Origin of the sequence: Candidatus Ruthia endofausta (assembly GCF_013342985.1) — a bacterium.
Taxonomy (GTDB): domain Bacteria; phylum Pseudomonadota; class Gammaproteobacteria; order PS1; family Pseudothioglobaceae; genus Ruthia; species Ruthia endofausta.
The window spans coordinates 309,049-333,243 of sequence record NZ_CP054490.1 but is presented as its reverse complement, the minus strand read 5'-3'; the positions used below and the strand labels follow the sequence as shown (position 1 = coordinate 333,243).

General features: G+C 36.4%; 22 protein-coding genes, 3 tRNA genes and 1 pseudogene. 9 read left to right on the top strand and 17 right to left on the bottom strand.

Features of this window, described 5'->3' with window-relative positions:
• Positions 1-87 precede the first annotated feature (87 nt).
• The gene (locus tag HUE58_RS01770) at positions 88-1,209 is read right to left on the bottom strand and encodes a class I SAM-dependent methyltransferase (protein ID WP_246260832.1); all 1,122 of its coding nucleotides are present in this window, start codon (positions 1,207-1,209) and stop codon (positions 88-90) included.
• On the opposite strand from HUE58_RS01770, the gene HUE58_RS01765 reads away from it, so the two are divergent.
• The 3 genes from HUE58_RS01765 to aroE all read left to right on the top strand — a co-directional run bounded on the left by HUE58_RS01765 (position 1,197) and on the right by aroE (position 4,876).
• Positions 1,197-1,916 carry a pteridine reductase gene (locus HUE58_RS01765; RefSeq protein ID WP_174605364.1) on the top strand — a complete coding sequence of 240 codons (720 nt, stop codon included), beginning with the start codon at positions 1,197-1,199 and terminating at the stop codon, positions 1,914-1,916. The genes HUE58_RS01770 and HUE58_RS01765 overlap by 13 nt on opposite strands.
• 337 nt (positions 1,917-2,253) lie before the next feature.
• Entirely contained in the window at positions 2,254-4,044 is a 1,791-nt protein-coding gene (locus HUE58_RS01760; protein ID WP_174605363.1) for an Rne/Rng family ribonuclease, read from the top strand.
• A gap of 28 nt (positions 4,045-4,072) precedes the next feature.
• Positions 4,073-4,876: a shikimate dehydrogenase gene (gene aroE, locus HUE58_RS01755; RefSeq protein WP_174605362.1), complete on the top strand. Its 804-nt coding sequence runs from the start codon at positions 4,073-4,075 to the stop codon at positions 4,874-4,876.
• Here aroE and pdxH read toward each other — a convergent pair.
• Complete coding sequence (pdxH, locus tag HUE58_RS01750) at positions 4,865-5,503, bottom strand: pyridoxamine 5'-phosphate oxidase (RefSeq protein ID WP_174605361.1); 639 nt, start codon at positions 5,501-5,503, stop codon at positions 4,865-4,867. The two genes, aroE and pdxH, sit on opposite strands and share 12 nt — an antisense overlap.
• Complete coding sequence (gene ubiM / locus HUE58_RS01745) at positions 5,500-6,696, bottom strand: 5-demethoxyubiquinol-8 5-hydroxylase UbiM (RefSeq protein ID WP_174605360.1); 1,197 nt, start codon at positions 6,694-6,696, stop codon at positions 5,500-5,502. Before ubiM ends, pdxH begins: the two co-directional genes overlap by 4 nt.
• A gap of 49 nt (positions 6,697-6,745) precedes the next feature.
• On the opposite strand from ubiM, the gene HUE58_RS01740 reads away from it, so the two are divergent.
• Complete coding sequence (locus HUE58_RS01740) at positions 6,746-7,162, top strand: methyltransferase family protein (protein ID WP_174605359.1); 417 nt, start codon at positions 6,746-6,748, stop codon at positions 7,160-7,162.
• Between the two features lie 361 nt (positions 7,163-7,523).
• Here HUE58_RS01740 and HUE58_RS01735 read toward each other — a convergent pair whose 3' ends face one another.
• The 3 genes from HUE58_RS01735 to pyrF form a co-directional block, all read right to left on the bottom strand.
• On the bottom strand, positions 7,524-7,688 hold the full coding sequence (locus tag HUE58_RS01735) for a hypothetical protein (protein ID WP_174605358.1): 165 nt from the start codon (positions 7,686-7,688) through the stop codon (positions 7,524-7,526).
• 347 nt (positions 7,689-8,035) lie between these two features.
• A tRNA-Val gene (locus HUE58_RS01730) sits at positions 8,036-8,112 on the bottom strand.
• Between the two features lie 25 nt (positions 8,113-8,137).
• Complete coding sequence (pyrF, locus tag HUE58_RS01725; protein ID WP_174605357.1) at positions 8,138-8,833, bottom strand: orotidine-5'-phosphate decarboxylase; 696 nt, start codon at positions 8,831-8,833, stop codon at positions 8,138-8,140.
• A gap of 172 nt (positions 8,834-9,005) precedes the next feature.
• Here pyrF and HUE58_RS01720 point away from each other — a divergent pair.
• The 4 genes and pseudogenes from HUE58_RS01720 to HUE58_RS01705 form a co-directional block, all read left to right on the top strand.
• Positions 9,006-9,082: transfer RNA gene (locus HUE58_RS01720), tRNA-Arg, on the top strand.
• Between the two features lie 61 nt (positions 9,083-9,143).
• Entirely contained in the window at positions 9,144-9,347 is a 204-nt protein-coding gene (locus HUE58_RS01715; RefSeq protein ID WP_174605356.1) for a hypothetical protein, read from the top strand.
• A gap of 412 nt (positions 9,348-9,759) precedes the next feature.
• Positions 9,760-10,857, top strand: a complete 1,098-nt coding sequence (aroC, locus tag HUE58_RS01710) for a chorismate synthase (protein ID WP_174605355.1) — start codon at positions 9,760-9,762, stop codon at positions 10,855-10,857.
• A gap of 32 nt (positions 10,858-10,889) precedes the next feature.
• Positions 10,890-11,406: pseudogene (locus HUE58_RS01705) on the top strand (SulP family inorganic anion transporter); the annotation flags it as partial.
• Positions 11,407-12,124: 718 nt separating this feature from the next.
• Here the strand turns inward: HUE58_RS01705 and uvrB are convergent.
• Entirely contained in the window at positions 12,125-14,119 is a 1,995-nt protein-coding gene (gene uvrB, locus HUE58_RS01700; RefSeq protein WP_174606213.1) for an excinuclease ABC subunit UvrB, read from the bottom strand.
• A gap of 60 nt (positions 14,120-14,179) precedes the next feature.
• Between uvrB and HUE58_RS01695 the strand changes: the two genes are divergently transcribed.
• A complete protein-coding gene (locus HUE58_RS01695; protein ID WP_174605354.1) occupies positions 14,180-15,355 on the top strand; it encodes a pyridoxal phosphate-dependent aminotransferase in 1,176 nt (391 codons plus the stop codon).
• A 656-nt stretch (positions 15,356-16,011) separates the two neighbouring features.
• Here the strand turns inward: HUE58_RS01695 and HUE58_RS01690 are convergent.
• The 10 genes from HUE58_RS01690 to icd form a co-directional block, all read right to left on the bottom strand.
• On the bottom strand, positions 16,012-16,212 hold the full coding sequence (locus HUE58_RS01690; protein WP_174605353.1) for a DUF5131 family protein: 201 nt from the start codon (positions 16,210-16,212) through the stop codon (positions 16,012-16,014).
• A gap of 122 nt (positions 16,213-16,334) precedes the next feature.
• Positions 16,335-16,733 carry a hypothetical protein gene (locus HUE58_RS01685; RefSeq protein WP_174605352.1) on the bottom strand — a complete coding sequence of 133 codons (399 nt, stop codon included), beginning with the start codon at positions 16,731-16,733 and terminating at the stop codon, positions 16,335-16,337.
• 499 nt (positions 16,734-17,232) lie between these two features.
• The gene (locus HUE58_RS01680) at positions 17,233-17,442 is read right to left on the bottom strand and encodes a hypothetical protein (protein WP_174605351.1); all 210 of its coding nucleotides are present in this window, start codon (positions 17,440-17,442) and stop codon (positions 17,233-17,235) included.
• A gap of 818 nt (positions 17,443-18,260) precedes the next feature.
• Entirely contained in the window at positions 18,261-18,431 is a 171-nt protein-coding gene (locus HUE58_RS01675) for a hypothetical protein (RefSeq protein WP_174605350.1), read from the bottom strand.
• Between the two features lie 976 nt (positions 18,432-19,407).
• Complete coding sequence (locus HUE58_RS01670; RefSeq protein ID WP_174605349.1) at positions 19,408-19,566, bottom strand: ParB N-terminal domain-containing protein; 159 nt, start codon at positions 19,564-19,566, stop codon at positions 19,408-19,410.
• Positions 19,567-19,672: 106 nt separating this feature from the next.
• The gene (locus tag HUE58_RS01665) at positions 19,673-19,912 is read right to left on the bottom strand and encodes a hypothetical protein (protein WP_174605348.1); all 240 of its coding nucleotides are present in this window, start codon (positions 19,910-19,912) and stop codon (positions 19,673-19,675) included.
• Positions 19,913-21,185: 1,273 nt separating this feature from the next.
• Positions 21,186-21,261, bottom strand: a tRNA-Asn gene (locus tag HUE58_RS01660).
• A 58-nt stretch (positions 21,262-21,319) separates the two neighbouring features.
• Positions 21,320-21,748 carry a hypothetical protein gene (locus HUE58_RS01655; protein ID WP_174605347.1) on the bottom strand — a complete coding sequence of 143 codons (429 nt, stop codon included), beginning with the start codon at positions 21,746-21,748 and terminating at the stop codon, positions 21,320-21,322.
• A 533-nt stretch (positions 21,749-22,281) separates the two neighbouring features.
• Positions 22,282-22,821 carry a hypothetical protein gene (locus HUE58_RS01650; RefSeq protein WP_174605346.1) on the bottom strand — a complete coding sequence of 180 codons (540 nt, stop codon included), beginning with the start codon at positions 22,819-22,821 and terminating at the stop codon, positions 22,282-22,284.
• 109 nt (positions 22,822-22,930) lie between these two features.
• Entirely contained in the window at positions 22,931-24,181 is a 1,251-nt protein-coding gene (gene icd, locus HUE58_RS01645) for an NADP-dependent isocitrate dehydrogenase (RefSeq protein WP_174605345.1), read from the bottom strand.
• Positions 24,182-24,195: the final 14 nt, after the last annotated feature.

Here is a 24,195-nt window from a genome sequence, read left to right as displayed (position 1 = left end):
AATTAGTTATATCAAGGGTTCTGGCTGGTTTTTTTAAATTCATTATAAAGTGATGAGTTCTTAGAGATGCCCTTATATAAAAACTTCTTATAATTTACCGCTCAGATCTTGTTCAACAAATCCTGTTAATTCTACCGATAGTTTTTTACTTAAAGCCAATACCTTAAAACTCTCGCCCATCGCACTGGGTAAAACCAATTGTTTAACTTGTTGTGCCAAATTGAGACGTTTATCTGCATCTAGCTGTTCAAGCAAATAATCATCAATACCCAATGAAATCAAAAACAGCGCCTGTGTCGCATAACCACTAACCTTAAAACCACTAACACTTGCTTGATCAGCAATATCAGAAAAATTAACCGATGTAGTGATATCTTGCTTACCTATATTTACAAACGGGTTTTCACTCGCCTTATGTTGATAATAACACCTTAAAGTGCCGTCTAATCTTTGTGAATGAAAATATTCATCTCTGCCCATACCATAATCAATCAACAATACTAGAACCTCATTGGTGGCATTGTGTAAGGAATCAATCCACGCCGTGGCACGAAGATTAATTTCAGTTTTATAATCTTCAGTCACATGATTAGGCAAAAACGCTTTATCATTTTGATAAGGCAAATCAAATATTTTCCAGTAAAATTTATTTCCACGAAAATCAACGCCCAATTCATAAAATTGATTGTTTTTGTAAATAAGACGTTTTGCAGGCATGGCATCCAAAACTTCATTGGCAATCACCACGCCAGAAAAAAAATTTGGCAGTTCATCAAGCCAAATCACCCTATCCATTAATTCTGGTAGTGTCTTGTTAATGGTTTGTGCTTGCCTGTGTTTAAGCTCGCCACTTAACTCTAAAATATAATATTTCTTGGGCAAGCTATTTAACTTTCCTAACTCGAAAAGTATCTGAGTGGCAAGAACACCACTACCTGCACCAAACTCTAAAATATCATTAGTGCCATTTAGTACCTGTGTGCATTGACGAGCCAAACAAAACCCAAATAAATCTGAAGTTTCTGGTGCGGTAATAAAATCGCCCTTTTCGCCAAATTTTTCCAAATCTGATTGATAATAACCCAATGTAGGATGATAAAGTGCCAAATCCATAAATTCATCGAAACCTATAGGGCTAGCATTTTGTATAATAGTGTTTTTAATAATTTGTTCAAGACTCACTTGATGTATTTTATATGAAAACAGCATTAGTTACAGGCGCGGCGCATAGAATTGGCGCGCAAATTTGTCATACTTTGCACAAGGATAATTATCATGTGGTTATTCATTACAGAAATTCATCCCAAGCTGCAAAAAATCTAGCAAATAAGCTTAACAGTATTCGCCAAAATTCTGCCAGTACCTTACAAGCTGAATTATCCAACATTCAAGAAGTAAGTAAACTTTGCGATACCATTAAGTCGCTTAATCTTTTAGTTAACAATGCATCAGTGTTTTATCCAACACCCGTCAATAAATTAAATCAACATGACTATCAAACCATTATGAATACCAATGTTATGGCTCCTTTATTTTTATCCAGCACTCTAAGTGACAAATTAGCTCAAAGCCAAGGTTGCATTGTCAATATTGTAGATATTCACAGCGAGCGCCCTTTAAAAAATCATGCAATTTATAACATTTCTAAAGCAGCTATTGTCATGACAACCAAAACACTGGCTAAAGAATTAGCACCCAATGTTCGTGTTTGTGGGGTATCTCCTGGATCAATTTTGTGGCCAAAAGATACAGCCGAACCTGACCAAACTCAAAAAGACAAAATGCTTAAAAAAATTGTACTTAAAAAACAAGGCAGTGCGCAAGATATTGCTGATACTGTTTTATTTTTAGCCAAATCTACCTATATTACTGGACAAATTATTAATGTTGATGGTGGTCGCACACTTAATCAATAAGGGTCTTTGATAAATATCATACTATTTCTGTGATATAATTCGAAGAATTGATGTTTAAATTTCCATCATCTAAAAACATTTGAAAAATCTTTTTAGATGATGGAAATAAATACCACAAAAAATACTATTAATATTTTGGGCTTTTTGTTGCCATATAAAGTAAATTAATTATTTAACCACTTTTGAGTGGCTAGATAAAAAAAGGGTTTAAGAGCCCTTAAGGAATAAGTTTTTAATCATTTTATGATAAGAATAAATCACACTTTAATACCAAATCAACACGCCAGTGCTGAGCTTTTATGTGCGCAACAAAGTCCATTCACACTAGGACTTAGCCATGAATCATATTTTAATCAATGCAACTCATTCCGAAGAAATCAGAGTGGGTGTTGTCAAAAACAAAAAACTAATTGGCCTTAATATAGAAACCAGCCTTAATAAAAAAACTAAAGGCAATATCTACCATGGCAAAATCTCTCGAGTAGAACAATCACTAGAGGCAGCATTTGTTGATTACGGCAAAGAAAAACAAGGTTTTTTACCTTTTAAAGAAGTTGCAGAAACGTTATATAATGATGCCAAAGCTAAGGGCGAAAAACTAACCATTTCTGATGTTTTAAAAGAAGGAGAAGAAATTATTGTCCAAATTGAAAAAGAAGAGCGTGGTAATAAAGGCGCAGCACTCAGCACTTATATCAACCTTGCTGGTGCTTATATGATTTTAATGCCAAACAATCCGAAAAGTCATGGCATATCAAGGCAAATAGTCGCTTCAGACCGACAATCTTTAAAAGAAATTATTGGCAAAATTATTCTACCTGACCATTCAGGCTTAATCATTCGCACTGCAGGTGCTGGCAAAAGCTTTGAAGAGTTGCAATGGGAAGTAGACTATCTTTCTGACTTATGGAAATCAATTAATACAGCAGCTCTAGCACGCAGTGCACCTTTCTTAATTTATCAAGAAAGTGATATTATTATTCGCACATTGCGCGACCATCTTCGCTCTGATACTGACAGTGTTATTATTGACGAATTAGAAGCTTTTCAAAATGCCAAAGAATTTGTCAGTTTTGTGTTGCCACATTACTTAGACCGCATTAAATTTTTTAATGTTTCTGAGCATTCTTTATTTAACCATATGGGCGTTGAAACTCAGGTTAAAAGCGTATTTAACCGAAAAGTATCACTACGAACAGGTGCCACCATTGTCTTTGACCCAACTGAAGCACTTACTGCCATTGATGTCAACTCTGCTCGCGCTACTAAAGGCGCTGACATTGAAGAAACCGCCTACAACACCAACTTGGAAGCAAGTAAAGAAATTGCCCTACAACTACAATTAAGAGATATTGGTGGATTAGTCGTGATTGATTTTATCGATATGGCTGCTGAAGAGCATAGAGTGTCAATCGAAAAAGCCATGGAAAAAGCCATCAATGCAGATCGAGCGCGCATCCAAATCGGCACCATTTCTCAATTTGGCTTGCTCGAAATGTCAAGACAGCGCTTGATGAGTTCAGTCTCTGAATCGGTTGAAAAACCTTGTTCTGCTTGTCATGGTCGTGGTACTACGCCAACCATTCCAACGTTAGCATTAACCATTTTAAGACAACTTGAAGACGATTGTAATGCGGCTAAACAAACAGCACGCTTAACCATTCAATCAAGTGTGGAAGTCATTACTTATGTTTTGAATGAAAAACGTCAAGAAGTAACAAAATTAGAAGACAAGTATGGCATTAAAATTACCTTACTGCCTAATCCATATATGCAGTTTCCTAATTTCACCATTAATAAGCAAAAAAAAGGGGATAAAAAGTCACAACATAAAAGCTATCAAGGCATTTCAAAGCCACAACATGTGCTAGCTGAAAATGGTCTTTCAAACCAAGCTGAAATTCCTGCTATTAATGTGAATAGACCCAGCACGCGCGTTCCTGAAAAGAAAATTTCCTTGTTTGAGAAAATAAAAAATGCTTTGTTTGAGAAGAAGAAAGAACAACCCAATAAACGTAAAATAAATCCTAATAATAGAAACCGCAACAGGAGTTGTAATAAAAACAGAACTCAAAACAATAGCACTAAACAACAAAAACCAAAGCCTCAACAAAAACAAAATACATAAACTGAGACTAATAAAAACAAGATTAGTGATGTGTAAATTTGCTGTTTTTGGCAATCCGATTAAGCACAGCTTATCGCCAAATATTCACACCCAATTTGCACAACAGACTAGGCTTGAAATTAGCTATGATAAAATCTTAGCACCCGTTGATGATTTTTCATCCTCAGCACAAGCATTCATCAATCAAGGTGCAAATGGTTTTAATATTACCGTACCTTTTAAATTAGATGCGTTTAAATTTGCAAGCGAACTCACATTAAATGCCCAAACAGCAGGTGCAGTTAATACCATTAAAATAAAACAAGATAAAATCATTGGTGAAAATACTGATGGTATTGGACTAATTAACGATTTAACTCGCAATCTTGGCATTGAATTAAAAGATAAAATTGTCCTAATTTTAGGTGCAGGCGGTGCAACACAAGGCATCTTATTGCCTCTTTTAGAGCAGCGACCTAATCGCATTATGATTGCCAATCGAACCCCCTCTAAAGCAATTAAACTGGCTAAAGACTTTGCTAAATTTGGCAAGACTTGCGGTTTTGGTTTGGATAAAATTAAGCATGACTCTGTTGATATTATTATTAATGCCACTAGTGCATCACTTGATGGAAAAATACCTGATATCGCCTCTGGCATCGCCAATAATGCAATTTGTTACGATTTAATGTATGGCAAACAAACGCCATTTATGGATTGGGCAACAACCAATCACGGCTCAATAATTAGCGACGGTTTAGGTATGTTGGTTGAACAGGCAGCAGCAGCTTTTGAGTTTTGGACAGGTGCAACGCCTAATACCAAACAAGTTTTAAGTAATTTAAGGCGCTAGACGTTCAATTTTCCACTTGTCTTCATTTAGCTGGTATATGAATCGATCATGTAATCGATTTTCTCTACCCTGCCAAAATTCAATCTTTAATGGTATGACACGATAGCCGCCCCAAAAATCAGGCAACGGCACCTCGCCTTTACTAAATTTAGCCCTCATTGATTCAAATTGAGATAATAACACCTGTCTTGAAGATAAATTTGATGACTGTTGTGATGCCCAAGCGCCTAGTTGAGATGCTTTTGGTCTGGAGGAAAAATACTTTAAAGATTCAAGCGTAGTCAGTTTTTCTACATAGCCGGAAATCTTAACTTGTCTTTCTAAAGCTAGCCATGGAAACAATAAAGCTGCATTTGGATTGCTTTGAAGTTGTTTGGATTTTTTAGAGTTATAGTTTGTAAAAAATACAAAACCGTGTTTGTCAAAATATTTGAGTAACACGGTTCTAATACTTATTTCATTATCATTACTTGTTGCTAAACTCATTGCACTTGGCTCAACTAGGTCTGCTTCTTGAGCTTGTTGGAACCACAATTTAAATTGCTCAAAAGGATTGTCGCTCAAATCAACTCGATTTAAGCCACTTTGAGTAAATTCATGTCTAAGACTGGTTAAATCAACTTTCATTGAAAGGGTAAAAATTTATGCTTTTTATCTTGTGTTAAATGATGAGAAATTAAGTATTTAATGGGTGGAAAATGCTCGGCAAACTTAAGCACAAATCGCCTTACTTGTTTAACCACTGGTGCATCGTTAGTAAATAATGCCACAATGCCATTAGTGCCAAAAAACATCAATCTAGTTAAATTAATATGCTTTTTCTCGTACAACTTTAGTAAAGATTCAGAGCCAATATCTTGGCCATTATCCAGAGCCTCATTAACTAATTTTGCTAATATGTCTTGACCTCTTAAACCTAAATTAAACCCATGTGCAGTCACAGGGTGCATGCCTACCGAGGCATCGCCAATCAGCGCAAAACGTTTGGCTATAAAAGTTTGCGCATGCGTTGCAACCAAGGGATAAGAGTGCCGCTCTCCCACTTGCATCATCTGCCCCAACTCACCTTTAAATGATTGTGTCATCATTTGATTAAAATCAACTTCACTCATCTCAAGTATTGCCTGAGATTGGTTGGTTTTAACCGTTAACACAATAGACGAAACATTGCCTATCATTGGCAATAATGCCAATGTTTGCCCATAATCAAAACATTCTAAAGCAACATTGTTGTGCGATATTTCATGACTCATTTGAGTAACAATCATAACCTTAGAAAAATCCTTCATTAAGGCTGGAATGCCAACTTTTCGACGAATATCTGAAAAACGACTATCAGCAGCAATGACTAATTTGGCCTCAATCTTATTGCCATTAGATAAAATAACTTGAGAGTAATCATTCAATTGAGCTACATTTTCAACGCTCATATCAGTGACAATATCAATATCTTTTGCCTGTTTAACCTTTGTATAAAGTGCTTTTCTGATTTGATAATTAGGCACTAAATAACCCAAAGCATCTACTGAGGTATTCTTGCTTGTAAAATTTAACAAAGAAGGCGAGTTGCCATCAAACACTTTCGCTTCTTTTAAAGGAGAAACTTCCTCCTGATTAATTAAATCCCAAACACCAAACTTCTTTAAAATCTTTAATGATAAATGCGTTAATGCAATTTCTCTGCCATCTGCTTGAGGATTGGCAATAGAATCAAGGCTTGATCTTTCAATCAATAGCACTTTAACATTAGAACCAAGCATGGCACTAGCAAAACTTAAACCTGCTGGACCACCACCAATAATTACAATATCAACTTTCATTCAACAAAAATTTGAGATAATGGGCTTATTATAACCATGAGCACTTACTATGATTTATGTTGTTATTCAATTTAGCTGTATTATCTATTTAATCATTAACTCACAAATGAGTGGTTTTAGTCTTATGCCTTTATTGCTATTGAGTTTGTCGCTTATTATTGGATTGCTTGCACTTATTAATATGCGTCTAGATAATCTTAATATCACCCCTGCCCTTAAAAAACAACACAAACTAACAACCCACGGTATTTATCGATTCATTCGCCATCCCATGTATACCAGTGTGTTATTATTATCTTCAGCTTTAATGCTTAGCAATACCCACCCAATTTCTCAATTAGTGATGCTAATTCTTATTATTGATTTAATACTTAAATCAAATTTAGAAGAGAGGTTGCTTAATAAACGTTTTAAGCAATACAAAAACTATAAAAACAACACAGGTAGATTTTTACCTTTTCTGTAATCTCTTAAGCAATATTTCTGCTTTCTTATCGCCACTTTTAATTAGTCTATTAAGCCAGTGGTTTAGCCTTTTGTAAAGATTTTTTAGTGTCGATACCTTCTTTATACATAAGTGACACTTTGTATTGAGAAGATTTACGACCTTCTCTAGCCGCCGCAGTAAGCACAAATTGATAAGCCTTGTTTAAATTTTAATCAACAGCTGAGCCTGCTCATAATATCTAAAAATATCCAAATATACATCCAAATTTCCTTGTTTAATCGCACTTTGATAAAGCGCGCGCGATTTTTAATAATCAACTACCACACCTAAATAATACTGCCCTTTAGCATGATTACTCTTGGCTGATTTTTTTAGATAATCAATTAATCAATCCCCTTGGCATCATCTTGACTAATGCCATCACCTTTGATACATAATACTTAACGCCGTTTGCGCATCTAAATCCTCTAACTTTACGCATGCTCAAACGCACTAAGCGCTTAGTATAATCTTGTTCGACACCATCGCCATAATAATATTGCATACCCCTATCATACAAATCTCTACTAGAGAATACAGAAAAGCTCAATAAAAGCAATACAAAAACTAGTTTCAAATCAACGTTATTTGTAACAAGAAAAGAGTATAAGTATTGTAAATGGTTCCTATCATTTATATCAAATACTTTTAATTTCATATTGTTTTCAATTAGCCTAATGTGTTGAAAAATAATCACTAATGCAAATTATTTTAACCTTCTCAACTCATAGATAAATATATCTTTTTTAAAATTAACTTGGTCTTGGTTTTTTTAGTTTTGATATAAAGAACTTTTTCATAAAAGAAGCTCTTGTTTTAATAAACCTATGTTTAAAGAACTAAAAGTTTTGATGGTAGTCGCGAGTGAATTCGAATCACCGACCCCTACCATGTCAAGGTAGTGCTCTAACCAACTGAGCTACGCGACTAAAGAAGTGAATATTATACTGTAGTTTAAAAACAACCTTTGATAATTGTTTGAATGTCTTGTGCTGCTTGGTACGGGTTGGTGGCATTTTTAATTGGGCGACCAACGACAGTATAGTCTGAGCCTGAATTAAATGCAGTTGCCACATCAACCACGCGTTTTTGATCGTCATCATTAGACACGGGGCGAATACCTGGGGTAACAGCGATTAATTTATGATCAACGTATTTGCGTAAAAATGGTACTTCAAGACCCGAAGATACCACGCCATCACAACCTGTTTCAAAAGCACGTTTGGCACGAGAAATGACCAACTCTTGCACATCGCAATCAAAGCCTAAATCATTTAAATCACCTCTATCAAGACTAGTGAGTGCAGTTACTGCTAAAATTTTAAGATTACCTTTGTTTTCAACGGCTTTTTCCATAAGCGCTTGATTGCCATGGATGGTAGCAAAAGTAGCACCATATTGACTTAAACGCTTAATGGTTCTGCCGACAGTTTCTGGTACATCAAAAAACTTTAAATCCACAAAGACTTTCTTGTTTTTTTCTAATAGCCAATCAAGCAGGTTAAAGTATTGTCCTGTCATTAATAGTTCCATGCCAATTTTATAAAAATTAACACTGTCATCTAGTTGAGTGACTAAGTCCTTAGCTTGTTCAACTTCTGGCACATCTAGGGCAAAAATAAGCCTATCTTTAATTTTAATATCTTTCATGTAATTTTGAAATAAATAAGACGTAAAAAAATACCTAAATTATACTGTGATTTAAATTATACAAATTTGTAAAACATGAGCCCATCTAAAGAAATATCCATAATTAACAAGTATGGATAAAAATGATGCAAAAATTTCAATAGATAATCATATCGTGGATAATAATCACATTGCCTTCGTAGCTCAGCTGGATAGAGCGGCCGCCTCCTAAGCGACAGGTCATGCGTTCAAATCGCGTCGAGGGCACCATCAAAGGAATAAAAAATGCAACAAAACTAACACTAAAGCTCTGGCAATAGCACTAGGCACTATGCCCATTGGGTTGTTATTAGTTTCAATTGTGGCAAATTTAACTGATTATTATTTGCATAATGTTGTTGAATTTTTAATGAGCATTTATCTTGGCTATGGGTTGGACTTTATGGATATTATCATTGGCATGGTTTGGACATTTTTCGACGCAGCCATTGCTGGCTTTGTGATTGCTTGGTTGTATAACAAACTGGCTAAATAGACCAGGTATAATTAGAATTTTTGCTGAGATTATTATGCATCAAGGATCAATGCTTGTATGGGTTTGTATCAAAAAATTACCGATATACCATGTGTCATTGTTCTGAATGTCGAAAAGTTCAAGGTACAGCGTTTGCAAGGAATGGAATGTAAAAAATGAAAACTTTGAGTTTATAAGTGGTGAGAATAATTTAACTGAATTTAAAGAAAATGCCAATAAAAGCCGATTTTTTGTAAAACTTGTGACTCACCCATTGTGACAAAGCTAAAAAATAATCCGGACCATACAAGAATTAGACTAGGCACAATTACAAGTGACATCAAAGAGCCTATTGAAAAACATATTTTTCACAGACTCAAAAGCAAACTGGGATAATATTTGTAACACTATTGTCCAATATAAGGAATGGTAAATGAGTGGCAATACGATTGGAAAATTATTCACAATCACCACAGCAGGTGAATCTCATGGCGAAGCATTAATTGGCATTGTAGATGGTTGCCCGCCAGGATTAGCACTTACTGAGGCTGATTTACAAGGTGATTTAGACCTTAGAAAACCAGGCACTTCTCGCCATACCACCCAACGCCGTGAAAAGGATTTAGTGAAAATATTATCTGGCACGTTTGAAAGCAAAACAATGGGCACACCAATTGCACTCATCATTCAAAATACCGACCAACGCTCTAAAGACTATAGCAATATTAAAGACACTTTTCGCCCTGGTCATGCTGATTACACCTATGATCAAAAATACGGCTTTAGAGATTATCGTGGCGGTGGACGCTCCTCCGCTAGAGAAACTGCCATGCGCGTTGCTTGTGGTGGTATTGCTAAAAAATATTTAAAACAAGAATACGGCATTGAAATTAAAGGCTATTTATCTCAACTAGGCCCTATTAAGGCTGAAAATTTTGATTGGCTTGAGGTGTACAACAACCCATTTTTCTGCCCTGATGCTAGTAAAGTTGAGGAATTAGAAGAATATATGGATGCCTTGCGAAAATCGGGTGATTCGGTGGGTGCTAGAATTAACATTATGGCAAATAACATGCCTGTCGGACTAGGGGAGCCAATTTTTGACCGATTAGAGGCAGATATTGCTCATGGTATGATGAGTATTAATGCCGTAAAAGGCGTTGAAATTGGTGCTGGATTTAAAGCAGTCACCCAAAAAGGCACGGAGCATCGTGATGCCATTACTCCAGCAGGTTTTAAGTCAAATCATACTGGTGGCGTTTTAGGCGGGATTAGTTCAGGTCAAGATATTTTAGTGTCTATTGCACTAAAGCCAACTTCAAGTTTGCGCCTGCCAATTGATAGTATTGATAAGGAAGGAAGTCCTGTTGAAGTAGTTAGCAAAGGTCGTCATGACCCTTGCGTAGGTATTCGTGCAACACCTATTGCTGAAGCCATGTTGGCAATGACTATTATGGATCATGTTATGCGCCACCGAGCTCAAAACTTAAATGTTGCATCAACCACGCCCATTATTCCAGCCTCAATATAGATTCGTTTACCCAAACTCAAAATAAGGATTACATGTTTTCATTGATTAATAAATACGCCCCTAATAATGTCAAAAATGATTTTTTATCAGATCTAACCGTCGCACTTGCCTTAGTACCAGAGACAGTGGCTTTTGCATTAGTTATAGAACACGGTGTACAATACTTGTTTGCAAGTGTGGTATTGATGGAGTTTTTGAAAATTGCATTTGGTTTATTTAAATTGGGTAAATTTATCCGCCTAGTGCCACATCCTGTTTTTTTAGGCTTTGTCAATAGCTTGGCAATGGTGATTATTTTCAATCTTGATACCAAAACAAGTGGGTGACATAGCGTCTATTTCTGGCAGTTTGCCCAGTTTTTCCATTCCTGACATGCCATGGACATTAAAGACTTTGTACATTGTTTTACCTTATAGCGTAATTTTGGTACTCATTGGTTTAATTGAAAGTTTGCTTACCTTAAATTTGGTTGATGAATTGACTGAGACAACTGGCAAACCTAATAAAGAAAGTGTTGCTCAAGGTATTGCTAATATAGTCACGGGATTTTTCGGTGGCATGGGTAGTTTTGTGCAATGGTGTAGTTTTAGGCTGATTTCTCGTGTGCCTGTTTGCTGATAGCTTTGTGGGTATTTCTGTTGCAGTAATTACAGTCTTTCCTGATTTGGTTATTGCAGTTATCGTTGCTGTACTAATGTCAGCCATTCAAGCCATTGAAAGTTGACAGATAGCTATAAAAAAAACAGGAAAAGTATTGCATTTAAAACACCTAAGTGCTAAATGTAAATTATTGCTTATAAAGGCTTAGTTGAAGTTAACGTATTAGAAGATCCAAAATACCATGTTGCTGATGACAAATTGGCTTAATTTAGGTCTTGAAAACATGGCTATTAATTAGTACAATGCATTTAATAGTAATTACTTAATGATGAACAAATTACTATTGTCCATATTACTAATTTCCAGCGCAATTAATGCCAATAACGACCTCTTTGGTAATGATTTTAATCATAATGTTTGACGCGATTTCGAACAAGAGTTCCGGCAATTCAATTATAGAATGAACCAAATACAAACACCGCTCAATAATTATTTGCCTTTTCATCACCCAAAAACAATTTATGCAATTGTAATTGCATTCATACATTTAGTTATTGATCTAAAATCCAATCTGCCAATTACGTTGGTATAATATCATCAAATATAGGTAAAAAAATAATACGCCTGAAGTGATAGGATATTTCACTAATATTTAATTTAGCGCTAATCATAATGCTTTTTTAAATTGAGTGTCCTTGAGTTGTTTAATCTGATTACGCATATCTGCTGCACGTTCAAACGCTAAATCGCTAGCAAAACTATACATTTTCTTTTCTAGTATCTTAATTTCTTTTGCTAATTGTACTGGTGAAAGTTGAGTAAACACTTTCTGAGCACCATTCTCTTCTGTCTGGCTACTGGTTAAATCCGTATTAAGGATATTGATAATAGGTTTGGCAATACCTTTGGGTGTGATATTGTTTTTCAGATTATAGGCCTGCTGCTTAACCCGACGTCTTTTGGTTTCATCCATCGCCTTTTGCATCGATTTGGTTATGCGAGCAGCGTATAAAATTACGTGCCCATTTATATTCCTAGCCGCTCGCCCCATGGTTTGAATCAGAGAGCGTTCAGAACGTAAAAATCCTTCTTTATCTGCATCTAAAATAGCCACTAAAGACACTTCGGGAATATCCAAACCTTCGCGTAATAGGTTGATACCAACAAGCACATCAAACATACCTAAGCGCAAATCACGAATAATTTCCACCCTTTCAACCGTATCAATATCAGAATGTAAGTAACGAACTTTAACATGATGGTCGTTTAAATAATCACTTAACTGTTCACTCATTTTTTTAGTCAAAGTTGTCACCAATACACGCTCATTCGCTTTAACGCGCATTCGTATTTCACTAAGTAAATCATCCACCTGCGTATCCACAGGGCGAATGTCAATCTCAGGGTCTAACAATCCTGTCGGTCTTACTACTTGTTCAGCAATCACACTAGAAACTTCCAACTCATATTGTGCAGGCGTGGCAGATACCAAAATACATTGATGAACTCTGTCTTCAAATTCTGAAAATCTAAGCGGTCGATTATCCAAAGCACTTGGTAGGCGAAAACCAAACTCAACAAGCGTTTTTTTACGCGCCCTATCGCCTTTATACATGCTACCAATTTGGCTAACAGTCACATGTGATTCATCTAGAATTACCAATGCATTATCTGGCAAATAATCCAACAATGTTGAGGGTGGCTCGCCAGGATTTTGACTGGATAAATAGCGTGAGTAATTCTCAATACCTGTGCAATACCCTAACTCTCGCATCATTTCAATATCCATGTGTACGCGTTGTGTTAAACGTTGCTCCTCAACCAATTTATTAACGGATAGCAACTCACTTCTACAATCTTTTAGCTCTGCTTTAATATCATCCAACATATTCAAAATTTTAGATTTTGGGGTAACGTAGTGCGTTTGTGGATAGATGGTAACTCTTTGTAAAGATTTTAGTTTTTCCCCTGTTAAAGGATCAAACCAATAAAGTTGTTCAATTTCTTCATCAAACATTTCAATGCGTATGGCTTGCTCTTCAGAATCAGCAGGGAAAATATCAATCACTTCGCCCTTAACTCGAAAATGGCCACGCATCAAAGTAATATCATTGCGCGAGTATTGCATTTGTGACAAGCGTGAAAGTATCTCACGCTGATTAGTAACTTCTCCAATGCTTAAATGTAGCAACATAGCCATATAACTTTCAGGATTACCCAAGCCATAAATAGCAGATACACTGGCAATAATAATAACATCATCACGCTCTAATAGTGCTTTGGTGGCAGATAGGCGCATTTGCTCAATTTGCTCATTAATAGAAGAATCTTTTTCGATATAAGTATCAGACGCAGGTACATAAGCCTCTGGTTGGTAATAATCATAATAAGAAACAAAATATTCCACCGAATTGTGTGGAAAAAACTCTTTCATCTCACTATACAATTGTGCTGCTAATGTTTTGTTGGGTGCCATAATCAAACTGGGGCGTTTGGTCTGTTGAATAACATTAGCTAGTGTAAAGGTTTTACCCGAGCCAGTTACGCCAAGCAAGGTTTGAAACTTAGCACCAGCATTCACGCCATCAACCAAAGTTTTAATCGCTTCTGGCTGATCGCCACTAGGGAAAAATTTCGATATCAATTGAAATTTATTATCCACACGTAAGATTTTTTCATTAACATAAACACTCAATTTTAATCTATTTCCTTATTAATAACCATGTCAGTATATCTTTCCGATAGAGTTCAAAAAGTTAAGCCTTCAGCCACACTTGCAGTCACTGCAAAAGCCAATGAATTAAAATCTCAAGGAGTTGAAATTGTATCCATGGGTTCAGGCGAACCAGACTTTGATACACCTGAAAATATTCAAAAAGCAGCCATACAAGCAATTAAAAACGGTCAAACTCGCTACACAGCAGTAGATGGCACGCCTATATTAAAACAAGCGATTATTGATAAATTTAGACAAAAAAATAACTTAACTTACACCAGTGCTGAGGTGATAGTTTCATCAGGTGGCAAACAAGTGTTTTATAATCTGTGCCAAGCTGTACTCAATCAAGACGATGAAGTGATTATTCCCGCACCTTTTTGGGTAAGCTATCCAGATATGGCTCTTTTAGCTGATGCAACATTAGTCATTATTGAAACAGGATTAGAACAAGGTTTTAAAATTACGCCAGAGCAACTAGAGGCAAATATTACCAGTAATACTAAATTATTTGTTATTAACAGCCCCTCTAACCCTACAGGTGTCGTTTATTCTCAAGCCGAGTTGCAAGCACTGGCAAATGTATTAAAAAAACACCCAAAAATATTAATCATCACCGATGACATTTACGAGCATATTCGTTGGGGTGATGATGATTTTGTTAATATTGTGATGGCTGATAAAACATTGAAAGACCGCACTATTATTCTTAACGGCGTCTCCAAAGCTTATGCGATGACTGGTTGGCGCATTGGCTATGGCGCAGGTCCAGAAAACATTATTAAAGCCATGAAAAAAATCCAAGGTCAATCCACCTCCAACCCTTGTTCAATTGCTCAGGCTGCTGCTTTAGAAGCTTTAAATGGCGATCAAAGCATTATCAACACAATGGTTTGCGCTTTTGAGAAAAGGCATGACTTTATTGTTGACGCATTAAATGCAATTGATGGCGTTGAATGCCCTAAATCACAAGGTGCCTTTTATGCCTTCCCAAGAGTTAAAGGATTAATTAGTCGCCTTGGTTTAAAAAACGATATTGAACTCTCTACTTACTGTCTAGAAGTGTTAAACATTGCATTAGTCCCAGGTTCAGCCTTTGGTGCGCCAGACTATGTGCGTTTTTCGTTTGCCACAAGTATGGACAACATAAAGCAAGCTATTGAAAAACTCAGTAAGGTCTAAAAATATTAGTATTCAAAAAAAATCCTATCATATTAGATAGGATTTTTTTATATTAATGACTCTCTGAACTACTCTTACTACGAACCGTAGTTTTTTATGTCCCTGACACATTTAAAAACAAAAGACTCAGAAACGCCAATATTTTCACGCTTCAAGATTTGGTAAATACTAACGGCGGACTAATGCTTGATTTATCTTTATAGAGTGTTAGTTTAGGAGTTTGATTACCAGCTAGATATTGTGTCTAATGTTTAGATTTATATGTTTGTGAACATATAAAGGTTAATCTGTTCAAATAGTGAATTTTTTGAACAGCTGTAAGAATATCGCAGCCACAATATTAACAATAATCGCATTATCACAACACTTGTATCTTTGGCTATCGCTAATCTCTTCGCCCTCAGCACCAAACTTAGTTCAGTCGTCAGAAAAACTTTGCCACTTTTGCCGCCAACAATCACCCACTCTATATGATTACATTTAAGTGCAATATCGCCCAAATCCTCAAGCAAGGACTCGATTGACAAAAACAATCTTGGTTGGTAGATAGCATCTTTAATTGCACCAAGCTAGCCAATTCTTTCAGTACCGTGTTTAATGCTCTCAACGCTAACATCCATTCATACATTGTTTGAGTTTGATAAATACGCGCCACATTAAAAAAAGAACGATGACATTCTTTGGTGATTTTTAGTTAAAATTTGATAAATATGTTGTGGTGTTTCTGCCATCATGATATCAAATACCTTCTCAATAAAATCAAACGGCACATTAGGATAAAACAGATCACTCATTGAATTCACAAAATAAATAGTGGATTTTTTACGTAAAAACGCCTGTGGTAACCGCTCATGCAATAGTGTTAATTCAAAAACCTAGCAGTATAAAACCTTATTTTCAATTTTTGAATTTACCTCTTTTATTGCAATAAACTTATGGCGCTTACTGTCACGTAGACTTCGTTGCAACGCAACAATGTCTATTTGCTGTCTGCGCTTATTAGCAAAGTCTTTAAAGTAGTTGAGATTAATGGCAATCTTCTCTTTAGAGTAAAATGATTAAGATTAGATCTGGCAAATTCGACCATACTGTTAGAATTAATAACATTCTCGTTGTAACTTTCGTAAAAATTCCAAAATTGCTGAACAACCAAAGTGTCTGAGCTACAATCACGCTGACGTTTAACTACGCGTTCAACAATAAAACTGCCCCAGTTTTTTAGCACCTCGTCACTCAGTTGTGGCACGATTAATTGCAAAGCTTTTTCAAGCGCCATAATTTGAGCATAGGTCTCAGCAATACTACGCACTTCATTAATTATCTCTTTGCATAGTAGATAATCACGGTAAATAATGTACTTATCTTGATAAACTTGCATAATCTCACCCTCGTGAGCCAAAGCATCATGCAAAAAGTACACACACTAATCGAACATTCGAGGTAACATTCCGAGCGTACAACACATCCCAGTTAATTTGGGACGCGCGAAAGAAATGCATGACTTCGTTGCTAATTTGCAATGCTAATTTGATTAGTTCTAAAAAAGTTGTGTCCATTTTTCGAGTAACGCCAGCATTACCAATGCCTTGACCTTCAAAATCCGACCGTCACCATCAATTGAGTCACCTTTCTCAAATGGAATTTCAACCGTCATGGTGGCCATTAGCATCAGTCATTGTATTGACCAGCATTAATACATTTAAATCACTTAATGCTTCACGAACAACTGTACGCTGAGAATCAACTGGTAAGTTAGTATTCGTAGTTGTTATTCCTTCGGCGAGTTGTTTAAACTTAGATTCTAAAGCGCTGGCATTTTGTACATCAAAAACATTAAGAACCTCTTGAACAAACGGGTGTTCAGATAATAATTTTTTCTAGTGATAGTACGCCCTCATTGTTAACATGAGGGTTGCCTGTACCCGCCCCCAGCCCAATGCCGCGTTAGATTCAGCCAGTTTCTTGTCTTTATCTGCACTGACTTGCGTTAGTTGTTTAGCAATAATCTTAGCAATGTCGTCTTCGCTAAGTGTTTTATTTTTAATGGGATTATTATCAATAATTGTATCAAGACTAAGCTTCACCACTTGGCTGCCAATATTTTCGCTTAATATTTTGATTTTGGTTTACACTGCTTCGAATAACAATGTATAAGATGCAGGCGCTAATAATCTGGTTAAATGTTTTTTCAGGATTGCTTCCTGTTTTAGTTTTTTTAAAAAGTTAATTTCTAGCGCAAAGTTTACTTCTGCGCCATTTGATGTTGACTATTCAACCCTCTCTAAGTGTTTAGACTGATCGCATAGTCAATCCCGCACTTATCAGCACACATCCGTGCGCCTTGCTTTGTTCGTTATCTGTGAAATCCTCAGAATATTCGGCTGAAAGGTAGTTAAACCCTTTGCCATTAATGGCCTGAGTGCCGTAAGCTGTCCACTCAACCAGTGCACGCAAAGCGGCTTACCCTCACAACCGTTTAAGTTAACAATTTTGCTGGCAGCACCATTGTCTGGATTGTGTGCAACATCAATTGCAATATCTTGACCAATTAAGCTCGGTTCGAAATACATGCCTAGTGTTTTCGTAATTAATGCCACGCATATAACACGAAAATCAAATGCATCAGGAGATCAATACCAGTAAGTAGTAATTCGGTCGCAAAAGCTTGTTGATAAGCTTCAGCTATTATCTCTTGCAGTGAATCTAGCTCGTCAAAGAAATCTTTGCTTAAGGCCTTCTAAAATATCACGGCTAAGCCCATCGGCATAACCAAACAACCCTTCAAGCACATGACTCATACGCATTGGTGCAAATGCCCAAGACTTCCAAGCACTTTGGATAGATTTCCAATCGTTGATAAAATGCCTACTAATTGGCGTTAGTTTCTCGCTAAAAAGACGATCATTTAAAGCGAAAAGTATGCCATGCCAAAAGCATCACCTTGAGCATAATCAGGGTTGAAAAAACGCCAAAACTCAACCAAATCACGTATGATAACCACCTCATCTGTGCTTACAGGCCAGAGCTTTACCCAGATAAATACTGTGAAGTTGCCAATGGTTTCAGCAACTACCAAGCTTGACTTCGATGCGTTAGTACTTCCACCATGATCCGATACGTCGTATTCGAATGATAACAATCTTCGCTTTTTATAAGTTTGCTCAATGCTTGGTTCAAACCATCCTGTGTTTGCTTTGAGTCCGCGTTAAAGGGCTGAGCGTAGCCATTTCTCCCAGATAAGATTTCTCGTACTAGTATTAGTATTAATACAAAGCAATTGACGTGCATATTCATCAATTGATAGCTGGGCACGCATATCCTCAATATAGGCACCATTAAGTATACTCCATTAACAACATTAGCAAAATAGGTATAGGGTAATTGTAACCTGAGATATCTACTTGCGACGGATTAAGCTACTCCTCGAGCACAAATTGATTGATTTCATCAGTAGCTCTCGCTGACCATGGCAACACCCGACTGAGTAATACTTGCCACTATCGAGCATGTCAGTAAGCGTATCTGCACCCTTGAATACGCCCGCCGTTATGGCGCAAAAAATGCGTGGGTCATTTTTTACACCTAAATCAGCACCTACGGCGATGAGTCCATCATTAGTAAAAAGCGTGAATAGAGGCAATCTACCGGCATATCATCTACCTCCTTAAGCAATACACAGGTCAAATCACCACCACTCACTTGGGAAGCGCTGGCTTGAGAGCGGTTGACAGACTGATAACTTGTATCTGATTAATTGCTTACGACCTGATTTATAATTAAGCCAGACGTTTAGGATTGGACTACGACGAATGGCGTCCAAATGATAATTAAGATTAACAATTACCTGGCCTTCTTTAAGCGCAACGCTGTCTAGCTCCTAATCTAAATTGGTCGCAAGAAACTCCATAAGCCACATCTTTTTATTAAATATTTTACCTGTTCTCCTGGAGGCAAAATCAATGGTGTTAGTATGCTCATCCATCTCATGCATCTTAAGCACTTATGAAACTCATTAGATAAGGCGGGTCAGTGAAACACACATGTCAGCACGTTCACCGTTTAACAATATTTCCTTGACGATTAGCAACAACATTTTGCACAAAACCAAATTCTTTAATCCCTGCGACTAGTTTATCCAATTCCTCGTTTAAGATACTACGAGAATTATATTTAGCTGCATTGAGTTGTGATATAGCTACCTGCTCAATCATTTATTCATCTCCTTTAGTAGTTTTTTAGTCTTGGCATTAAGGTATTAGCTTGCGAATTTATTAATTGTGCCATCAGGGTAAAGTAATCGCAACCCCCATAGTCTTTTTAAACCAGCTCGACACTCACCAACTGGAAATCCAGACAATAAAGCAAGCTTGTTGTAATCAAAAACACTATGTTGCCATGATTCAATTTCTGGGTTTTTACATTTGGCTTTTTCACAAAAATCAACATTAAGCGCCTACCAGGCATGAGCAATTCGCACATTAAATCGTCTTTAAAAACTAAAATGCTGGTGGGTTTTTCTTTTTCTAGAAGGATTTTTACCCATTGTTTAAGTGTCATTATTCTGCCTCAATAGTAATTACTGGACTTTTAACTCTGCCGTTGTTAATAAGATTGATTAATTGTTGGTTTTGAGGTTGTTGTTTTTGTTGAAATTCGACAACAGACTGCGATCCTAATTGTTGTTGTTCTATTAACTGTCCGCTTAGCCTTATCTTTTCTTGCGCTTTTTAGGTCATGCCCATACGTCTCTCTCGTCAAGCGTGAGTAAGTTTCGTTGTATAAAGTCAATCATACGGATGGAGAGACTTGATTTCGTCATCCTTAATGCGTTCAACAATGGACTCAAAGTAGTGCTTGTTTAGACAGGTGAAAGATACAAGTTTTTAATGGCTCCATTGTTGCGTCGTAACCATATTTAAGTGTAGCAATATATAAAGTATAACATTATTGATACACTTCAACTAAGTAATTTAAATTCGATAAAATCGTTAGCGGTAATTTATTGTAGAGTTTCTTCAGCTTAACGAGCTGAAGATGAACTACCTATTCAAAGCCAGTTAGATGTTTGTCGCGCAAAGGCGGACAAACTAGGTATTGCAGTGCTTGATGAGTTTTTAGATGGAGTGTATCCTAAAAGAGCGATAAACGTCCTACTTTTCAGCGTGCTACTGCAATGTGCGAAGCAAGTGATGTTGATTTTTTATCACATGCTCCACTTCAAGGTTTGCACGCAATAAACTTGATGTAACACTGTACAAAGCAAGGCTTAAGATGCGGCACTAGGATGGTTACGTAATAGTTGATATCGACCCTGAGAGTGACGAGTGTTGTTGATTAATGAAATCAGCCTAACCAATAGAGGTAAAAAATAGGCTAAAAGCACGATACTATATCTGTTTGCAAATGAAAGCTATATTGGTGTAACAGTATTTAATCGAAAAAATAGAATGGGGGGTCCACAACCCTGAATCTGATTGGGTTAGGACAAGAAGTCACAAATCTATTGTGACCCAAGAGCAGTTTAACAAAGTGATTAAAATGAGAAAAGACCAAAACGAATGACAATCAGTTGTCAAGAAAAAGCGAATGTCTATTTACCGGATTGTTAAAGTGAGTGTGTGGCGCGGTAATTATAACTGAAACCGCAATTGGTAGAGGAAAAAATGCTACAAGTATTATATTTTTAGTTCTTAAAAATCTGGGAAAAAGGGTAAGCATTTTGATAGAATTCCAGCTGATAAATTTGATGAGTGGGTGATGAGTAGTAACATCGCTAAAAACATTTTTAAGAATTCATCAAAAAGACGATCAGATTAATGTTTTAGAAACTTGGCTCCTCGAGCTGGGCTCGAACCAGCGACAAATGGATTAACAGTCCATTGCTCTACCAACTGAGCTATCGAGGAATGAAAGTGAAATTATAATGATATACGTATGTTAAAGCAATCTAAAAATTAGTTATTTTTATAGTTTTTTTAAATTAGTAAAAAAGTTATTGCTAGGGGTATAACCTAAGTGGCCCTTTTTGCCATAATTTTCATAATACCCCTTACCTCTGGCCTTGCCATAATTCTCAAATTGACCTTTGTAATAAGTGTTTGCATTGCTCTCAGTGTAGCCATTCATACGCCCCATAATGCGTTTTCTTAACTCGCCTGCATATTGTCCATTTGCTCTAGCGTAGCCCTTATTATCACTTAAGCTCTTATTATTATAACCAGAACTAAAGGGCGTCCAAGAGTTGGCTGAACTGTTACTACCAGCATTCCAAAGTGTCCAAGAAGTGGCATTTACAAGAGTTGAAATCAATAAAATTAAACTCAAAAATATTCTTATCATTGTTTTTTTTAAACTCATATCTTTAGATATGCCAGAAACTACACTAATACGCATTATACGCTAATTTGCATTAAACAAAAAAAGGCACAATTGCGTTCTTAATTAATCATGATGAATAATTATTTTATCGCAGATGTTGAAACTGGAGAAGCATAATGTTACTCTCTAAAACCTAGCATAGCATTAGATTTTTCATCCTCATAACCTTTGGCATAAGCATTAGCCCTCCTGAAGTATTAGAAATATTTTTAGTAGAATTTTTATTGTTGTAATAAAGATCCCAATCAGAATCATTATTCATATCGTTGTTATTTAAAAATGAGTCCATATTAGAACATGCCATTAATTGTTACCATCTGAAAAAAGAACCCTAGTTAGCTGATACTGAAGTTGCTACAACTACTGTTACAATTATTAATGCTTGTACTAATATTTTCATAATTATGTAAAAGTCTCGTAAAAAAATACAGTAATATTTTAATTAGCATTACCGAAAATTTATTCAAACATAAATAAAAACCACCCTTTGGGGTGGTTTTTATTTAACCTTAAACTGCTAGATTAACCCAGCAGTCAATTGAGAAGCTTTACTTAGCAATCACTTGATCACGACTGTCAACTATTGCATTAGCTTTAGCATCTGCATAACCTTTAGCATAAGCGTTAGCTTGTGCTTTAGCGAATGCATCGGCTTGACCTTTGGCATAAGCGTTAGCAACGCCTTTAGCATTAGCATCGGCAGTGCCTACATATTTACCATCAGCAGTTGCGTTAGAAACGTTCTTAGTTTTATTTTTGTTGTTGTAATGGAAACCCCAGTCAGAATCGTTGTTCATGTCGTTGTTATTTGAAAAAGGACCCCAGTTGTTAGCGCCGTTAAATGGACCCATGTTTGAACCACCGTTAAATGGACCCCAGTTAGAACCGCTATTCATTGGACCCCAGTTAGAACCGCCATTCATTGGACCAAAGTTAGAACCACCGTCAAAAGGACCCCAGTTGGAACCACCATTACCAGTACCCCAGCCATTATTATTATTACCATAGCCGTTGTTGTTCCAAAATGCTGATACAGATGATGTGGCTACGACTGTAGCAATTGCCACTAATTTTATTGCGTTTTTCATTTTATCTCCTAATTAAAATTATATAGTATAAGTAAGAAAATTAATATCTACCCAGATGAATAGTACACAACTAGAGGATAGAGTGCAACACTATTAGTAGACAATAATTTTATAATATAGAATCAATAATTGCATCGCCAAACTCAGAACATGACAGTAATGTCGCATTATCCATTAGTCTTTCTAAATCATAGGTGACAGTTTTATTTTGAATAACATTAGACATCGCCTCTAGAATCATATCAGCCGCCTCAAGCCAACCCATGTGTCTAAGCATCATTTCTGCTGAAAGGATAATTGAACCTGGATTAACTTTATTAAGTCCTGCATACTTTGGTGCTGTACCATGTGTTGCTTCAAATACGGCTGTTGTATCTGAAAGGTTCGCACCTGGCGCAATACCAATACCGCCCACTTGAGCAGCCAATGCGTCCGAAATATAATCACCATTTAAGTTAAGCGTAGCAATGACTGAATACTCTTCGGGACGCAAAAGAATTTGTTGCAAAAAAGCATCTGCAATGACATCTTTGATCGTAATTATTCTCCCTGTATTTGGATTTTTAAATGATTTCCACGGTCCATCATCAACGATAGTTGCGCCAAATTCATCACTTACCAACTGATAGCCCCAATCTCTAAACCCACCTTCAGTGAATTTCATAATATTACCTTTATGTACTAAGGTTACTGAATCTTTATCGTTATCAATAGCGTATTGAATGGCTGCGCGTACCAAACGATTTGTACCTTCTTTTGATACTGGTTTAATACCAATTCCTGAAGTGTCGGGAAAACGAATTTTTGTCGTGCCCATTTCATTTCGTAAAAAATCAATGATTTTTCTTACCTCAGCAGTGCCTTCCTGATATTCAATGCCTGCATAAATATCTTCAGAATTTTCTCTAAAAATAACCATATCAATCTTTTCAGGCACTTTGACTGGCGAAGGCGTGCCTTCAAAATACTTAACTGGACGCTGGCAAATAAACAAATCCAACGTTTGGCGAATAGCCACATTCAAAGAACGCATACCACCGCCTACTGGCGTAGTTAATGGGCCTTTAATAGACACTGAGAACTCTTCTATGGCATCCAAGGTTTCTTGTGGTAAATATTCGCCATAAATATTATTTGCCCTCTCACCCGCATAAACATCCATCCATTGAATTGCTCTTGAACCATTGTAGGCTTTAGCAACAATAGCATTAATCACTTTTTTCATCACTGGCGACACATCTACACCGATACCATCCCCTTCAATATAAGTAATAATTGGATAATTTGGCACTTTGATAACACCCTTTTCAAAGCTAATTTTTTCACCATTTTTGGGCACTTGAATGTGTTGATAACTCATACTTTATAGTTTGC

Coding starts and splice junctions, on each gene's coding strand:
- HUE58_RS01760 (WP_174605363.1), top strand. CDS start 2,254: ATGAATCATATTTTAATCAATGCAACTCATTCCGAAGAAATCAGAGTG.
- HUE58_RS01770 (WP_246260832.1), bottom strand. CDS start 1,209: ATGCTGTTTTCATATAAAATACATCAAGTGAGTCTTGAACAAATTATT.
- aroE (WP_174605362.1), top strand. CDS start 4,073: ATGTGTAAATTTGCTGTTTTTGGCAATCCGATTAAGCACAGCTTATCG.
- HUE58_RS01735 (WP_174605358.1), bottom strand. CDS start 7,688: ATGCAATATTATTATGGCGATGGTGTCGAACAAGATTATACTAAGCGC.
- HUE58_RS01765 (WP_174605364.1), top strand. CDS start 1,197: ATGAAAACAGCATTAGTTACAGGCGCGGCGCATAGAATTGGCGCGCAA.
- HUE58_RS01665 (WP_174605348.1), bottom strand. CDS start 19,912: ATGACACTTAAACAATGGGTAAAAATCCTTCTAGAAAAAGAAAAACCC.
- HUE58_RS01655 (WP_174605347.1), bottom strand. CDS start 21,748: ATGCGTATTAGTGTAGTTTCTGGCATATCTAAAGATATGAGTTTAAAA.
- pdxH (WP_174605361.1), bottom strand. CDS start 5,503: ATGAAAGTTGATTTAACCAGTCTTAGACATGAATTTACTCAAAGTGGC.
- ubiM (WP_174605360.1), bottom strand. CDS start 6,696: ATGAAAGTTGATATTGTAATTATTGGTGGTGGTCCAGCAGGTTTAAGT.
- HUE58_RS01740 (WP_174605359.1), top strand. CDS start 6,746: ATGATTTATGTTGTTATTCAATTTAGCTGTATTATCTATTTAATCATT.
- HUE58_RS01715 (WP_174605356.1), top strand. CDS start 9,144: ATGCCCATTGGGTTGTTATTAGTTTCAATTGTGGCAAATTTAACTGAT.
- aroC (WP_174605355.1), top strand. CDS start 9,760: ATGAGTGGCAATACGATTGGAAAATTATTCACAATCACCACAGCAGGT.
- pyrF (WP_174605357.1), bottom strand. CDS start 8,833: ATGAAAGATATTAAAATTAAAGATAGGCTTATTTTTGCCCTAGATGTG.
- icd (WP_174605345.1), bottom strand. CDS start 24,181: ATGAGTTATCAACACATTCAAGTGCCCAAAAATGGTGAAAAAATTAGC.
- HUE58_RS01695 (WP_174605354.1), top strand. CDS start 14,180: ATGTCAGTATATCTTTCCGATAGAGTTCAAAAAGTTAAGCCTTCAGCC.
- HUE58_RS01650 (WP_174605346.1), bottom strand. CDS start 22,821: ATGAAAAACGCAATAAAATTAGTGGCAATTGCTACAGTCGTAGCCACA.
- HUE58_RS01670 (WP_174605349.1), bottom strand. CDS start 19,566: ATGATTGAGCAGGTAGCTATATCACAACTCAATGCAGCTAAATATAAT.
- HUE58_RS01685 (WP_174605352.1), bottom strand. CDS start 16,733: ATGCAAGTTTATCAAGATAAGTACATTATTTACCGTGATTATCTACTA.